Source organism: Rhodococcus baikonurensis (genome assembly GCF_040489275.1).
Classification (GTDB): domain Bacteria; phylum Actinomycetota; class Actinomycetes; order Mycobacteriales; family Mycobacteriaceae; genus Rhodococcus_F; species Rhodococcus_F baikonurensis.
In genome coordinates this window covers 214042-229749 of sequence record NZ_JBEUOQ010000001.1, presented here as the reverse complement: position 1 = coordinate 229749, position 15708 = coordinate 214042, and the positions used below count along the sequence as shown (strand labels likewise).

15 protein-coding genes are annotated in these 15708 nt (G+C 62.6%); 13 read left to right on the top strand and 2 right to left on the bottom strand.

What is annotated here, in order from left to right; translation table 11 throughout:
* Window positions 1–55 precede the first annotated feature (55 nt).
* Window positions 56–673 carry an LppU family putative lipoprotein gene (lppU, locus tag ABWI03_RS01170; protein ID WP_019745226.1) on the bottom strand — a complete coding sequence of 206 codons (618 nt, stop codon included), beginning with the start codon at window positions 671–673 and terminating at the stop codon, window positions 56–58.
* A gap of 109 nt (window positions 674–782) precedes the next feature.
* On the opposite strand from lppU, the gene ABWI03_RS01165 reads away from it, so the two are divergent.
* The 13 genes from ABWI03_RS01165 to ABWI03_RS01105 all read left to right on the top strand — a co-directional run bounded on the left by ABWI03_RS01165 (window position 783) and on the right by ABWI03_RS01105 (window position 13575).
* Window positions 783–1829, top strand: coding sequence for an ATP-dependent DNA ligase (locus ABWI03_RS01165; protein WP_298777191.1), 1047 nt, complete (start codon window positions 783–785; stop codon window positions 1827–1829).
* Window positions 1829–2869 (top strand): non-homologous end-joining DNA ligase, encoded by a 1041-nt coding sequence (ligD, locus tag ABWI03_RS01160; protein WP_298777192.1) that lies wholly within the window; start codon window positions 1829–1831, stop codon window positions 2867–2869. Before ABWI03_RS01165 ends, ligD begins: the two co-directional genes overlap by 1 nt.
* A gap of 78 nt (window positions 2870–2947) precedes the next feature.
* A complete protein-coding gene (locus tag ABWI03_RS01155; RefSeq protein WP_095968562.1) occupies window positions 2948–3463 on the top strand; it encodes a DUF6764 family protein in 516 nt (171 codons plus the stop codon).
* A gap of 109 nt (window positions 3464–3572) precedes the next feature.
* Window positions 3573–4784 (top strand): serine hydrolase domain-containing protein, encoded by a 1212-nt coding sequence (locus tag ABWI03_RS01150; protein ID WP_095968563.1) that lies wholly within the window; start codon window positions 3573–3575, stop codon window positions 4782–4784.
* A 15-nt stretch (window positions 4785–4799) separates the two neighbouring features.
* Window positions 4800–5018 (top strand): dodecin, encoded by a 219-nt coding sequence (locus ABWI03_RS01145; protein WP_003939815.1) that lies wholly within the window; start codon window positions 4800–4802, stop codon window positions 5016–5018.
* Between the two features lie 10 nt (window positions 5019–5028).
* Complete coding sequence (locus ABWI03_RS01140) at window positions 5029–5910, top strand: hypothetical protein (protein ID WP_298777193.1); 882 nt, start codon at window positions 5029–5031, stop codon at window positions 5908–5910.
* Window positions 5911–5991: 81 nt separating this feature from the next.
* Window positions 5992–7674, top strand: coding sequence for an FAD-dependent oxidoreductase (locus ABWI03_RS01135; protein ID WP_200316670.1), 1683 nt, complete (start codon window positions 5992–5994; stop codon window positions 7672–7674).
* Window positions 7675–7889: 215 nt separating this feature from the next.
* Window positions 7890–8813 carry a L,D-transpeptidase gene (locus ABWI03_RS01130; protein ID WP_124567765.1) on the top strand — a complete coding sequence of 308 codons (924 nt, stop codon included), beginning with the start codon at window positions 7890–7892 and terminating at the stop codon, window positions 8811–8813.
* 74 nt (window positions 8814–8887) lie between these two features.
* The gene (locus tag ABWI03_RS01125) at window positions 8888–9862 is read left to right on the top strand and encodes a carbohydrate ABC transporter permease (protein WP_435054133.1); all 975 of its coding nucleotides are present in this window, start codon (window positions 8888–8890) and stop codon (window positions 9860–9862) included.
* Complete coding sequence (locus tag ABWI03_RS01120; protein ID WP_124567764.1) at window positions 9859–10761, top strand: carbohydrate ABC transporter permease; 903 nt, start codon at window positions 9859–9861, stop codon at window positions 10759–10761. Before ABWI03_RS01125 ends, ABWI03_RS01120 begins: the two co-directional genes overlap by 4 nt.
* A 38-nt stretch (window positions 10762–10799) precedes the next feature.
* On the top strand, window positions 10800–12131 hold the full coding sequence (locus ABWI03_RS01115; RefSeq protein WP_235170255.1) for an ABC transporter substrate-binding protein: 1332 nt from the start codon (window positions 10800–10802) through the stop codon (window positions 12129–12131).
* A 15-nt stretch (window positions 12132–12146) separates the two neighbouring features.
* Window positions 12147–13232 (top strand): ABC transporter ATP-binding protein, encoded by a 1086-nt coding sequence (locus ABWI03_RS01110; RefSeq protein ID WP_095968569.1) that lies wholly within the window; start codon window positions 12147–12149, stop codon window positions 13230–13232.
* Window positions 13233–13248: 16 nt separating this feature from the next.
* Entirely contained in the window at window positions 13249–13575 is a 327-nt protein-coding gene (locus ABWI03_RS01105; protein ID WP_003940244.1) for a YnfA family protein, read from the top strand.
* 71 nt (window positions 13576–13646) lie between these two features.
* Here ABWI03_RS01105 and ABWI03_RS01100 read toward each other — a convergent pair whose 3' ends face one another.
* Window positions 13647–15605 (bottom strand): M13 family metallopeptidase, encoded by a 1959-nt coding sequence (locus ABWI03_RS01100; protein ID WP_296551848.1) that lies wholly within the window; start codon window positions 15603–15605, stop codon window positions 13647–13649.
* Window positions 15606–15708 lie beyond the last annotated feature (103 nt).

The following is a 15708-nucleotide window of genomic DNA, read 5'->3' as shown; positions in this document are numbered from 1 at the left end:
GCCAACCGAGATCGGTTGGCAAGGCGCACAGGTGTTTTTCGGGAGGGCGCTCGAATCAGAGCGTTGCGACGCAGACCGTGAACTTACGTTCCGGGTGCTCGAATCCCGAGTCTGCCCCCGAACCGCATTCGTCGATCGACGTGGAGTTCTGCAGGATTTCGACGACCTCGACGACATTGGTGCCGCTGGTATCCGAGCATTCGATGCGGGCGGGCTCATCCATTCCGCTGCCGAGGTCCATGCATCCGCCGACTACCCAGTCGACGTCGAGACAGACAGCGCCCTGCTCGTCACCCGCGAGGGTCTCGTAGTAGTACGAGTCGACGTCGGAGGCACACTGGTCGGAGGTGGGTACCTTGGCGACCACCTTGTAGTTGGAATCCTTGCTACCGCAGTCCGCGTTGTCGATTTCCGCGGCCGTCGTGGTACCGCCGAGTTTGACGCAATCACCGATCGACACGTCGATGTCGACGTCGCCGCCGTCGTCGGAGCCTTCCTGGCCGGTGATCTTCGAGGTGGTCGGGGCCGCGGAGGTAGTGGTCGAATCGGCAACCGAGGAAGACGATTCCGCAATGGCTTTCGGCTCGATGTCGGAACCGCAACCGACGGTGAAGGCGGCGATTGCAGAAGTTGCGATCACCGCAGTGCAAAGTCGCCGGACGATTCCGGACATAAGGACCCCTTTGTTGATTCTTGGATAATTCTGTTGGTTCGTAGATTGTTCGGGACCTATTCCAATACATCGGTAGTCGAATTGCCAACCGGACTGTCAGTATGGGTAGGTGGAGCTACCCCTGATGCCGCCGCTTGCCCCGATGCTCGCGAAGGCTGCGGCCGCTGTGCCGCCTCAGCCCGAGTCCGGTGACCCGACGTGGTCGTACGAGCCGAAATGGGACGGATTTCGAGCAATCATCTTTCGTGATGGTGACGAAGTGGTACTCGGGTCGCGAGGAGGAAAGGACTTGGCGCGGTACTTTCCCGAGGCGGTGGAAGCCGTCAAGTCTGAATTGCCCGAAAAATGTGTGGTGGACGGAGAACTGGTGGTTCCCCGTGAGATCGACGGTGTGACGCGCCTGAGTTGGGAAGCGCTCTCCGAGCGGATTCATCCCGCCGCGAGTCGCGTCGCATTGTTGTCGGAACAGACGCCCGCGCAATTCGTCGGGTTCGATTTACTGGCGCTCGGGGATCGCGACGTCTCGATCGAGGATTTCGGTGTGCGACGTGCGTTGCTCCTCGATTGCGTCGGTGGCGGGCCGAGTTGCCACGTCACTGCAGCGACGGCCGACAGCGCCGAAGCAATGGCCTGGTTCGAAACCTTCGAAGGCGCGGGTCTCGACGGGGTTGTCGCCAAGAGGCTGGCGGGACCGTACCTGCCGAACAAACGCGAGATGATCAAGGTGAAACACGCCAGGACCGCGGATGTCGTACTGCTGGGCTACCGTCCCCACAAGAGCCAGCCGGGTATCGGGTCGATGCTTCTGGGTCTGTACGACGGTTCCGAATTGAAGATGGTCGGTGGCGCTTCTGCTTTCACCGCGGCGCGGCGGATCGAGTTGTTGGCCGAACTCGAACCGTTGCGCCTCGGGGACGACGTAGTGGCCGAGGGAGAGGCCAGCCGGTGGAGATCGGCCGCAGACCGCTCCTGGATTCCGCTTCGTCCTGAGCGGGTGCTCGAAGTGGCGTACGACCAGATGGAAGGGGAACGCTTTCGGCACGCCGCGCGGTTCCTGCGCTGGCGTCCGGACAGGGTGCCCGACGAATGCACATTCGATCAGTTGGAGGTTCCGGTGCGATACGACTTCGCGGATGTACTTGCAGGCGGTAAGTGATGGCGAGCCCGGCAGAGGAGCTGGACGTCGACGGGATCGCGGTCCGGTTGTCGAGCCCGGACAAGATCTACTATCCGCAGTTGGGTGAGGACGGCGGAACCAAGCGGCATCTTGTCGAGTACTACCGAACAGTGGCACTGCAGGGTGCAGCGTTGCGGGCGCTCCGAGATCGGCCCACACATCTTCAGCGGTTCCCCGACGGCATCGAGGGCGAAGAGGTCTACCAGAAGAGGCTGCCGGCGAAGCGGCCAGAGCACGTCGAATCCTGCGAGGTCACGTTCCCGTCGGGTCGCAAGGCCGACGTCCTTCGAGTGCGCAGTGCTGCGAACATCGTGTGGGCTGCCAATCTCGGTACCGTCACGTTTCATCCGTGGGCCGTGCGGTGCCCGGACACCGACCATCCGGACGAGCTCCGCATCGATCTCGATCCGCAACCGGGGACCGGGTTCGACGAGGCCGTAGCGATCGCGGACGAAGTCCTTCGTCCGCTACTCGACGAGTTGGGATTGGAAGGATTCCCCAAGACTTCCGGTGGCCGAGGCCTTCACGTCTACATCCCGCTCGAAGCGCGCTGGGATTTTGTCGAGGTCCGTCACGCGGGTATCGCGCTTGCTCGCGAAGTCGAGCGTCGTAGTGCCGACCGCGCCACCACGGCATGGTGGAAGGAAGAGCGGGGGGAGCGAATCTTCATCGATTTCAATCAGAATGCCCGCGACCGGACCATCGCGGCGGCGTACTCAGCCCGTAAGACTCCGATCGCAACAGTGTCGACGCCGGTGACCTGGGACGAACTGCGCGACGTGCATCCAGACGACTGCACCATTGCCACGGTTCCCGGCCTGCTCGCCGACCGTGGTGATCCGATGGAAGCGATGCACGACAACGCCTTTGCCCTCGACGTTCTGCTGGAGATGTGGGAGAAGGATCTGGCGGCAGGACTGGGCGATCTGCCGTACCCCCCGAACTATCCCAAAATGCCCGGTGAACCCAAACGTGTTCAACCGAGCAAGGACCGAGATAGGAAGAACAAAGACGGGTAGCGTCAGAGGCGGACATATCGGGTAATTCGATTAGACGTCGAATGTACGGTCACGTCGAATGCACTGTGGGGGTTGGATATGGATCGCCGGAAACAGCGAGCAGCAGGTTTGGCGGCGGGCGGCATCGTTCTGGCCGCCTTCGGATTGTCTCTCGGTAGCGGAACGGCATCTGCTGCGACGTTGGATTGTTCGGCGCGCGGCCAAGATCAGACGATCGTCGACGGGTCATCAGCATGCCGAGCGGTGGCCGATCCCTCCAGTTATGCGATTTCGCACGTGGAGGGTGACGGCGTCGGCGTCGCAGATTCACGCGACGGCGGCAGGTCTGCAGGCGTGGGGCTCTTCGGCGGCGTCGCTGCCGCCGAGTCGCGCGGTGGAGTGCTTGCTGCCATTGCGTACGGCCCCGGTTCGCTCGCACTCGGCCGCACCGATTCCTCACCCTTTGCCGTGGTGCTCAGCGGACCAGGAGGCAGAGCGGCGGTGGGTGACGCAGACGTCGGAGCCATCTGCTCAGGCGGACCCACCCTTGTTTTCAACATTGCCACAGGTCAGGGATGTTTCAGCGACGGCACTTCGACGTGGGTCACCCCGTGAGTGCACCCCGGTCCTGAACCCCTTGCGTGACAGTGGTCACAATGGTGTCAAGCTCCCGCCACCGATCCGGTGACCGGACAACTTGAATCAGTGGGGATCGGAGGACGCGATGACTCCCAATGCACGACGGGGTTCGCTCGCCCGGGTGGAGGTGCCTTCGCGCACCGAGCTGTACGTGGACCGGCGATTCCTTCCCCTGGCCGACCGCTTCTTCGCGATGTATCGCCAACCGCAACAAGGCGGCGGCGCGCTGGTCGTGTACCTGGGCGGCGAGAAAGTACTCGACATCTGGGCCGGCAATGCCGACCGTGATCGGCGCTGGGACCACGACACGGTGTCGCTGTCCTTCTCGACGGGCAAAGGCGTAGCCAGCACCGTCGTTCATCGACTCGCCGAACGCGGGCTCATCGACTACGACGCTCCGGTCGCCCAGTACTGGCCCGAATTCGCAGCGGCAGGCAAGGACAAGATCACCGTCCGCGAACTGATGTCACATCGAGCGGGTCTTCACCGAGTGCGTGGACTGATGCCGCATCCTCTCGACCTGATGGACTACGACGCCGTCGTTGCCGCCTTGGCTGCCGAGAAGCCGGATCCGCGTCGGCTCCGAGGGCCCGGCTATCACGCTGTGACTTACGGGTGGTTGGTAGCCGAACTTGTAGCCAGGGTGTCCGGCCAGCCGTTCATCGACGTCGTGCAAGCGGAAATAGCGAAGCCTCTCGGAGTCGACGAATTCTGGTATCGCGTACCCGAAACCGAGCGTCCACGAATCGCGAAGCTGTTCCCGCACATCAACCCTGCGGGGCTGAACTGGGCCTTCGCCTCGACCGTGCTCTCACACGTCGGTCCGACTCGCGGACTTGCGGAGGCCGCGATGCCCGACGGTTTCGACGTCATGGTGCGCAACCCGGCTGTCAACGACGCAGTGATGCCGGGGTGGAACGGCGTGTTCAGCGCCCGTGCGCTCGCGAAGATGTACGGCGCCATCGCGAACGGCGGTGTGATCGACGGGAAGCGGTTCCTGAAGGAGTCGACCATCGACCAGATGTCGACCATCCAGACTCGCGATCGGGACTACGTGCTCGCGGTGCGGCCCAACTGGACTCTCGGTTACCACCCGCCGATCATTGCCGCGCGGCGGCAGCCGCGGAATGCGATTGGCCACTACGGAGTCGGCGGTTCAGGAGCGTATGCGGACCTGTCCAGCGGACTCTCGCTCGGTTTCACCACCAACAGGTTGGGTAGTGCTGTGACAGCTCTCGGTGATCTTCGCCTTGCGAGGCTCGGCGCCGAGGCGCAGGAGTTGGTTCGTCGAATCTGACACGAAGGGAATGCCATGAGCAGCAACGTGTACCGGGTGACCGAGATCGTCGGCTCGTCCACCGAGAGCAGTGACGCGGCAATTCGCACCGCCATCGCTCGGGCGAACGAGACGGTGCGCAACCTCGAATGGTTCGAGGTGGTGGAAACTCGCGGTCACATCGAGAACGGCGCCGTGGCGCACTTCCAGGTCACGTTGAAGGTCGGCTTCCGGCTCGACGGCGACGAATCCTGAACCGTCCTTCATGAGTGTTGATCTCACAGCGGCCGTCGGGTTCATGGCGGGACATGCCCGGACTCTCGATCGGCATCGACTGAATCTGATTCTCGGACAGGGTGACCCGGCCGCGGCTTTTTCGGCCGTGGACGGTTATCGCAACCCTGACGGCGGGTACGGCTGGGGACTCGAACCGGATCTCCGCTCGGCAACCAGCCAACCGGGCGGAGCGCTGCATGCCTTCGAGGCCTTTGCCGACATCGGAACGCCGACGCCCAGAGCGGTCGAGCTGTGCGATTGGTTGCAGACCAAGTCGCCGGCAGGCGGCGGTTTGCCGTTCGCCTTCCCGATCTCCGACCCGGCTGGGTGTGCACCCTTCTGGGTGGACGCCGATTCGACGACGCCGTCGTTGCAGATCACCAGCATCGTGTGTGCTGCAGCGGCTCGCGTCGCCGAATTCGACGAGGCCGTCGCCGAACATCCGTGGTTCGCCTCTGCCGTTCGATATTGCCTCGGCGCGATCGCCGGGGCGGATTCTCTGCATGCCCTCGAGTTGGCCTTTGCCTTGCAGTTTCTCGACGCGGTACACAGTTCGAACCCCGAGGTGTCGTCGTTGGTGAATGCACTGGGTAAACGAATCCCGGCCGACGGTTTGGTGCACGTGGACGGGGGAGCTGAGGGCGAATTCATGCGGCCCCTCGATTTCTCACCGCTTCCCGGCGGGCCGACCCGCGCGTTGTTCGATGCGGCGGTGATCGACTCCGAACTGTCGGCACTCGCTGCGAGGCAACACGACGACGGCGGCTGGGCGGTGGATTTCGACAGCTATTCGCCCGCCGCGGCGTTGGAATGGCGAGGTCACGCCACTGTGCAGGCGGTATGGCTGCTGAAGCGCAATGGGGTGATCTGAAAACGATTCTCGCGCCAAATTGGAACACGTTATAGTCTGGGAATCAGTTCGTGCTTCGTGTTTCAGGGATAGGGGAATGTCATGGCGTATGTGATCACGCAGCCGTGCTGCAACGACGCCTCGTGTGTTGACGTGTGTCCGGTCAATTGCATTCACCCGACACCGGACGAAGCTCCGTTCGCGACCACCGAAATGCTCTACATCGATCCCGACACCTGCATCGATTGTGGTGCGTGTGTGGACGAATGCCCGGTCGAGGCGATCTTCCCGGACAACGAACTCGACGAGGACGACGCGCCGTATCTGCAGATGAACGCGTCGTACTTCGAGAAGCATCCGATGGGCCCGGACTGGCCCGAGCCGATCACGATGGCCAAGATCGATCCCGAGCTCGGAACGCTGAAAGTGGCGATCGTCGGATCCGGCCCGGCCGCCTGTTACGCGGCGATGGAACTGACCGGCAAGCCGCGCGTCGAGGTCGACATGTTCGATCGACTTCCCACTCCCTACGGATTGGTGCGCGCCGGCGTGGCGCCGGACCATCCCGGAACCAAAGGCGTCACCGACCAGTTCCGCGCCGTCGTCGCGAAGAAGACTGTGCGCTGCCACTTCAACGTCGAGGTGGGCACCCACATCTCGCATTCGGAACTCTTGGACCATCACCACGCAGTGATCTACGCGGTGGGCGCTGCCGGGGATCGCAAGCTCGAGATCCCAGGCGAGGATCTGCCGGGAAGTCACGCTGCCACCGAGTTCGTCGCCTGGTACAACGGCCACCCGGGATATGCCGATCGGACTTTCGATCTGTCCGGCGAGCGAGCGGTGATCGTCGGAAACGGCAACGTCGCACTCGACGTCGCACGCATCCTGGTGACCGACCCTGACCAGCTCGCGAAGACGGACCTCGCCGAGCACGCATTGGAAGCTCTGCGTGACAGCAAGATTCGTGAGGTCGTCATTCTCGGGCGTCGCGGGCCGGCGCAGGCCGCGTACACCAATCCCGAACTGTTGGCGCTAGGACAGATGGCGAACGTGGACGTAGTCGTCGACCCGATCGAAGCCGAACTCGACGAGGCCAGTCAGGCGTTCGTGGACAGCGATGCCGCCGAGCCGTCCGTCCTGCTCAAGGTCAAGCAGGCGCAGGAATTTGCTTCACGTACCGCGGATCCTTCTCGCAAGCGGATCGTTCTCCGGTTCCTCACCTCTCCCGTCGAGATCCTCGGCGACGGTGCAGTCTCACAGGTGCGGATCGTGAAAAACGAATTGGTGGCAACGCCGACCGGTCAGCTCTCCGCCCGGCCTACCGAAACCGAGGAGACGATCGACACTTCACTGGTGCTTCGGTCGGTCGGATACCGCGGCACACCGATGGCCGACTTGCCCTTCGACGACGCTCGCGGCGTGATCCCCAACGAGAACGGCAGAGTGATCGACACCGAGACCGGCACGCCGATCCCGGGTGTCTACGTCGCGGGTTGGATCAAGCGCGGACCGACTGGCGTGATCGGCACCAACAAGTACTGCTCTGCCGAGACAGTGTCGATGATCTTCGACGACTTCGCTGGTGGACGCCTCGCAACCCCCGCCGAGGATGCCGACAAGTTGCAGGTTCTGCTGGCAGACCGGTCGCCGGATCAGGTGGACTATCAAGGGTGGCAGCGTATCGACAAGGCAGAACGCGCATCCGGTGCCGCCGCCGGGCGACCGCGAACCAAACTCATCTCCATCGAATCCATGTTGGCGGCTGCCCGCAGCGAGGGATAGCAACGTTTGGGCGAACATCCGAATTGCTCGATTGCCGCTTTTGTGTGTTAATGACTATGGAAATGTGCGGTTTGCTCTCTTTGGCGTGCTCGGGTGTGTAGGTGTGCTCCCAGCGGGTGCGTCCGAATGTGCATCGGCATCGGTACCAGGCGGGTATCGATGCCGGCCGCGCAAAATCCACGTGAGTACGTGGTCAGTCGAGCGAAGGTAGTGACATGGGCAGCAAACAGGGTCGTCGGACGTCACGGGTTGCCGTGGCAATCGTCGGAGCGGTGGCTGCCGGCCTTGCTCTCGCCGGACCTTCCGCGGCCGTTCCTCTCTTCCCCGGTGGACCGGACATTCCTTTGCCCGTCATTCCAGGGGTGCCGTACCTCGATCCGGCGATTCCGGTTCCGGGCATCCCGGGTACACCGATTCAGGCGCCCATCGGCGCTCCCAACTTCTCCGCGCCTTCGCTCAACCCGTCCGCAGGTGAGACAGTCGGTATCGCACAGCCGATCATCATTCGTTTCAACGAGGCGGTCGGCGACCGTGCCACGGCTGAACGCGCTATTCGCGTAACCACCGATCCTCCGGTCGAGGGCAGCTTCTACTGGATCAACGACAGCCAGGTCCGTTGGAAGCCGGCACAGTTCTGGCCGGCGAACATCTCCGTGACCGTCGACGCCGGTGATTCGCACTCCACGTTCAACATCGGTGACGCACTCGTCACCGTCGCGGACGACAACACCAAGCAGGTCACCGTCACCCGCAACGGCGAGGTCGTGCGCACCATGCCGACGTCGTTCGGCAAGCCGGGCCACGAAACACCGAACGGCACGTACATCGTCGGCGAGCAGCTGCGCGACATGTACATGGATTCGTCCACGTACGGAGTTCCGATCGATTCTCCCGAGGGATACCGGACCTACGTCGAGTACGCGACGCGAATTTCCTACAGTGGCATCTTCGTTCATGCTGCTCCGTGGTCGGTTGCGCAACAGGGATTCACCAACGTCAGCCACGGCTGCCTCAACGTCAGCACCGAGGACGCCAAGTGGTTCTTCGAGAACGCAGGCAAAGGCGACCCGGTGATCGTGCAGAACACCGCAGGTGGAGTCCTCAGCGGCGCCGACGGATTGGGTGACTGGAACCGCTAGACACAGTCGACGAAGGCCCTGCGCGAGAAGTATTCGCGCAGGGCCTTTTTCGTGTCGCGTTCAACTCGAGTGTCTTGTACGTTCACCCTTCATTCGCTGCGGGCGGTCAGACTGCCTCAGTGAGATCGAGTCCGGAAAGAACGCTGCCCACTTCAGGCAAGCCAGGTCTGTGGGGCAGACCATGGCGTGACTACGCGCTCTTTGCGCTCTTGGTAGGTCCCAATCTCGCGTTGTTGATCTTGTTCACTTATCGCCCGCTGGTGGACAACATCCGACTTTCTTTCTTCGACTGGAACATTGCGGACCCGAAGGCGACGTTCATCGGGCTGAGCAACTACCGCGAGTGGTTCGGACGAAGCGATACCTGGCAGATCGTCACCAACACAGTGGTATTCACGTTGGTCACCGTTGTGGGTTCGATGGTCATCGGTTTGGCGTTGGCCATGCTGCTCGATCGCAAGCTCGTCGGGCGAAACCTGGTCCGGTCGGCCATCTTCGCGCCGTTCGTGATCTCCGGTGCAGCGATCGGTGTCGCGTTTCAGTTCGTCTTCGACCCCAACTTCGGTCTGATCCAGGATCTCCTGCACCGTGTCGGACTCCAATCGCCCGACTTCTATCAGGATCCCCACTGGGCGCTGTTCATGGTGACCCTGACGTACATGTGGAAGAACCTCGGCTACACGTTTGTCATCTACCTTGCTGCGCTGCAAGGAGTTCGGCAGGAGTTGAACGAAGCTGCCGAAATCGACGGCGCCAAGCCGTGGACCAAGTTCCGCCGGGTTCTTCTGCCTCAGTTGCGCCCGACGACGTTCTTCCTCTCCATCACCGTCATGCTCAACTCGCTCCAGGTCTTCGACATCATCAACGTCATGACCCGAGGCGGTCCGCTGGGGACGGGGACGACGACCATGGTCTACCAGGTGTACAACGAGACGTTCCGAAACTTCCGGGCGGGCTACGGCGCGACGGTTGCGACCATCATGTTCCTGATCCTGCTGATCATCACCGTCTACCAGGTTCGTGCCATGGATCGGGGAGAAGAAAAATGACAGCGGTAGAGGAAAAGAAAAGCGCTGCTCCGACTTCCGTCGTCCGACCCGGCCCGGATCGCAGGAACGTGGACCGGCGTGAGGTCGGCGTGAAGGTCCTCGGGTACGCGGCAATGGTGATCGCCCTGATCATCATCGTCCTGCCGCTCTACTGGATCGTGATGACCTCGTTCAAGGAGCGGCCGGAGATCTACACCCAGCCGGCAACGTGGTGGCCGTCGTCGCTGCATCCCGAGAACTACTCCGAAGCAACAACATCGGTCCCGTTCTGGATGTTTCTGCGGAACTCGATAGTCATCACGACGATTCTGTCAGCGGCGAAGTTCGTTCTGGGCACTCTCAGTGCGTACGGGTTGGTGTTCCTGCGTTTCCCGGGGAAGAACTTCGTCTTTCTCGGCATCATCGCCGCCTTGATGGTGCCGAATCAGATCACCGTGATCTCGAACTACGCACTCGTGGCCGAGTGGGGCTGGCGTAACACGTTCCAGGGCATCATAGTTCCGCTCGCGGGTGTAGCCTTCGGTACGTTCCTCATGCGCAACCACTTCCTCTCGATTCCTTCGGAGATCATCGAGGCGGCGCGGATGGACGGCGCCGGTCACTGGCGGCTTCTCTGGCGCGTGGTGCTCCCCGTTTCCGGACCCACGATGGTGGCGTTCGGCATCATCACGGTGGTCAACGAGTGGAACGAGTACCTGTGGCCGTTCCTCATGTCCGACGATTCCTCGGTAGCGCCGCTGCCGATCGGATTGACCCAACTGCAGAACAACGACGGACTCACCAACTGGGGTCCGGTCATGGCAGGAACGGTGCTGACGATGCTGCCGATTCTGGTGATTTTCCTTGTGCTGCAACGACACATGATCAAGGGCCTCACCTCCGGTGCGGTCAAGGGCTGACAGCATTTCCCGTCACATTTCTTTTTCGAGGAGCAGTAATGGCAAACATGAACAGGCGCGGATTCTTGAGCCTCGGCGGTGCAATCGCCGCCGGCGCCGCACTCACCGCGTGCGCGGGTTCCGGCGGGTCGAGCGCTGATGCTGCGGGAACATCCGGTGCGTCGGGTGATTCCAACACCATCACCTTCTGGTCGAACCATCCGGGTAAGTCCACCGACGTGGAGAAGGAACTGATCAACCGCTTCCAGACCAAGTACCCGGACCTGAAGGTCAACTTGGTGGACGGCGGCAAGAACTACGAAGAGGTGGCACAAAAGTTCAACGCTGCCCTCTCCGGCGGAGATGTGCCCGATGTGGTTGTGCTCTCGGATGTCTGGTGGTTCAACTACGCACTTGCCGGAGCGATCGAGCCGCTCGACGGACTCTTCTCCGAGGTGGGCGTCGACTCGGCCGACTACGTCGATTCACTGCTCGCCGACTACCTGTTCCAGGGCAAGCACTACGCGCTTCCCTACGCGCGGTCGACGCCGTTGTTCTACTACAACAAGGCGGTCTGGTCGCAGGCCGGTCTTCCCGACCGTGGGCCGGCGACGTGGCAGGAGTTCGACGAGTGGGGACCAGAGCTGCAGAAGGTCGTGGGCAACGGCAAATTGGCACACGGGTGGGGCAACGCGAAGGATTACCTCGGCTGGACCTACGAAGGCCCCATCTGGACGTTCGGCGGATCGTACTCCGACCAGTGGAATCTGAAGCTCGACAACGAGAAGACCATTGCTGCAGGTCAATTCCTCTCCAGCATGATTCACGACAAGAAGTACGCCGCGGTCTCCACCGACATCGCCAACGAATTCGGTACCGGCATTCTGGCGTCGACCATCGCGTCCACGGGTGACCTCTCCGGCATCAAGAAGACTGCGAACTTCGACTTCGGTACCGCTTTCCTCCCGGCAGTGGACGGAACTCCCGGTTGCCCCACCGGCGGCGCCGGACTTGCCATCCCGTCCAAGATCTCCGATCAGCGTAAGAAGAACGCGCTCAAGTTCATCGACTTCATCACCAACGGTGAGAACACGGCGTACTTCTCGCAGAACGTCGGCTACATGCCGGTCCGCAAGTCGGCAACCTCGGAGCCGAGCATGAAGGCGTTCCTCGACGCGAACCCCAACTCCCGTACCGCCGTGGATCAGCTTTCGCGTACGCGCTCGCAGGACTACGCACGCGTGTTCGTCCCGGGTGGGGATCAGATCATCGGCACGGGACTCGAGCAGATCGCTCTCCAGAAGGCCGACGTCGCATCGACATTCGCCGGCGTTGCCACCCAGTTGCAGCAGATCATCGACCGGCAGATCACCCCCAAGCTGCCGAAGTAGTAGGAGAGAGCACTCATGGCCAACGTGCAATTCGCGGGAGTCACGCACCGCTACGAAGGAACCGATCGACCGGCGGTCGACCGTCTCGACCTCGACATCGCCGACGGTGAGTTCCTGGTACTCGTAGGACCTTCCGGTTGCGGTAAGTCCACCAGCCTGCGAATGCTCGCCGGTCTCGAATCCGCGTCGGACGGCCGGATCGAGATCGGCGGCACGGACGTCACGCACCTCGCTCCGCGGGCGCGCGATGTCGCCATGGTGTTTCAGAGTTACGCGCTGTATCCGAACATGACCGTCGAGCAGAACATGGGTTTCGCGCTGCAGAATGCGGGAGTCGGAAAGACCGAGCGCCGAGAGCGGGTGCTCGAGGCCGCGCGGATGCTCGAACTCGAACCGCTGCTCGGACGCAAACCGGCCAAGCTGTCCGGTGGGCAACGTCAGCGAGTTGCCATGGGTAGAGCCATTGTTCGTCATCCCAAGGTGTTCTGCATGGACGAACCGCTCAGTAATCTGGACGCCAAACTGCGCGTCAGCACGCGGTCGCAGATCGCCGCCTTGCAGCGCCGTCTCGGCACCACCACGGTCTACGTCACCCACGATCAGGTGGAGGCGATGACGATGGGAGACCGCGTCGCGGTAATGCTGGACGGTCGCTTGCAGCAGGTGGCAAAGCCGCGGGAACTCTACGACAACCCCGTCAACACATTTGTGGCCGCCTTCATCGGATCGCCCGGCATGAACCTGATCGAAGCGCCGGTCGAGGGCACCGTCGCAGTGCTCGGTGACTTGCGGATTCCGCTGCCCACCGGGGCGTCCGAGCGGGATCGGGTAGTCGTGGGAGTCCGCCCGGAGTCGTGGGATCTGGTGGGGGCGTGGCGAAAGGGCTCGCTGGCCGTTGACGCCGACCTGCTCGAAGAGTTGGGCGCCGAATCGTTCGTGTACGCGAAGGGTACGCCGGATTGCCAGTGGCAGAGCCGATCCGGACGGATCGTCATTCGCGTCGACCGGAAGATGTCGGTGGCACCGGGGGAGTCGCTTCATCTGCTGCCCAAGGCCGGCGAGGTGTACTTCTTCTCCGCAGAGACCGGGGTACGTCTGTAGCGATACTGTGTGCGGCATGACCGTCGCACGTTCGCTGTTGCTGTTCGTACTCGCCGCGCTGCTCGAAATCGGGGGCGCGTGGTTGGTATGGCAGGGAATTCGCGAACACAAGGGATGGATCTGGGTAGGGCTCGGCGTCATCTCGCTCGGCCTCTACGGTCTGGTCGCCACGATGCAACCGGATGCCAACTTCGGGCGCATCCTCGCCGCGTACGGCGGGATCTTCGTAGCGGGTTCACTGCTCTGGGCGGTGGTGATGGACGGATTCCGCCCGGATCGTTTCGACATCGCCGGTGCGCTGATCTGTCTGGTCGGTGTCGGGGTGATCATGTACGCCAGGTAGGGCCTTCGGCCCCGTGCGCGCTCAGGGAGTCCAGAGGGTCCTTAAGCGCGCACGGGGGCTTGCCCCTGCTGCTACCAGATCTTCACACGCTTCTCCGGGTCCAAATACAGTGCGTCACCTGGCTTGACGTCGAACTCCTCGTGGAACGTGTCGAGGTTACGGACGACGCCGTTGCACCGGAACTCCGGCGGCGAGTGCGGGTCGACGGCCAGACGGCGAATCGCCTCGGCTTCGCGAGCCTTCGTGCGCCATACCTGAGCCCACCCGAAGAACACGCGCTGCAAGCCGGTGAGGCCGTCGATGACCGGCGGTTCGGTACCTTCGGTCGCGATCTTGTACGCCGCGATCGCGATCGACAGACCGCCGAGGTCGCCGATGTTCTCGCCGATCGTGAACTCACCGTTGACGTGGTGGCCCGGCAGTTCCTTGGGTTCGAACTCGTTGTACTGCTCGATGAGAGCCTTTGTGCGCTTGCCGAATTCGCTGCGGTCCTCGTCGGTCCACCAGTCGACCATGTTGCCGTCGCCGTCGTACTTGGCGCCCTGATCGTCGAATCCGTGCCCGATCTCGTGGCCGATGACGGCGCCGATGCCGCCGTAGTTTGCAGCGTCGTCGGCTGCGGCGTCGAAGAACGGCGGCTGGAGAATGGCTGCGGGGAAGACGATTTCGTTCATGCCCGGGTTGTAGTAGGCGTTGACGGTCTGCGGCGTCATGAACCACTCGTCACGGTCCACGGGGCCACCAAGCTTGGCCAGGTCACGGTCGTACTCGGCGGCGTATCCACGACGGTAGTTGCCCACCAGATCGGTAGCCGAGATATCGAGACCGGCGTAGTCGCGCCACTTGTCGGGGTAACCGATCTTCGGGGTGAACTTCTCGAGCTTGGCCAACGCGGCCTCACGAGTCTGCGGGCTCATCCACTCGAGGTCGGAGATGTTGCGGCGGTACGCCTCCTGCAGGTTGGCGACCAGTTCCAGCATGCGGGTCTTCGCCTCAGCGGGGAAGTGACGGTCGACGTAGAGCTTTCCGACGGCCTCGCCGAGCAGATCCTGAACCAAGCTGACCCCGCGCTTCCAGCGCTCACGGTTCTCTTCGGTTCCCGAGAGCGTGGTGCCGTAGAAAGCGAAGGTCTCGTCGACCAGCGCCGAATGCAGGTAGGGGGAACGGGCGTGCAGCACCTTCCACGCCGCCCAGGCCTTCCAGTCGTCGAGTGACTCGGACGCCCAGAGCGCGGTGAAGGTGTGCAGGAAATCGGGCTGACGGACCACGATTTCGGCGAACTTCTCCGAATCGGCGCCGAGACCGGACAGCCATGCCGCCCAGTCCAGACCGGGGTTCTGTTCGGTCAGTTCCTCGAAGCCCACGAGGTTGTAACTCAGATCTGCGTCACGACGCTTGACGACGTCCCAGTGCCCGGCCGCGATCTTCTTCTCGAGTTCGAACACACGCTGGGCGTCGTAGCCGACGCCGGCGAGGGTGAACATCTTGTCGATGTGCGCGACGTACTTCTCGCGGATCTCGGCGTAGTTGTCCTCGCGGTAGTACGACTCGTCGGGCAGGCTGATTCCCGACTGGCTGAAGTGGATCAGGTACCGCTCGGAGTTCTTGGCATCGGTGTCGACGTAATGCGAAATGGCACCGCCGACGCCCACGCGCTGGTGGCGTCCGATCACGGTGGCCAACGACGACCGGTCGGGCGCATCGGCGACGGCGTCGAGCTCGTCGTCGATGGGGCCGAGGCCCGCGGCCTCCACGGCGTCGGCGTCCATGAAGCTCGAGTACAGATCGCCGATGCGCTGTGCATCGGTACCGGCGGCAGAGTTGGACTCCGCAGCTTCGGTGATGATGGTCTGTACGTCTTGTTCGGCCTTGTCGTAAAGCGTCCGGAAGGCCCCGTCGACTGCGCGGTCTGCCGGAATCTCGTATTCGGCGAGCCATTTTCCGTTGACGTGGACGAACAGATCGTCCTGCGCCCGTGTGCCGCCGTCGAGGTGGGTGAGGTCGATGCCTGAGCGATGAGCCGTGGTCATTTCTCCATCCTTACACGATCATGACGAACTGCTCGGTGTGTGCGCGATCGCTCCACGCCGAGTTCATCTCTTGTGCTGGGCAACGTCGGTATGGCATGGCACG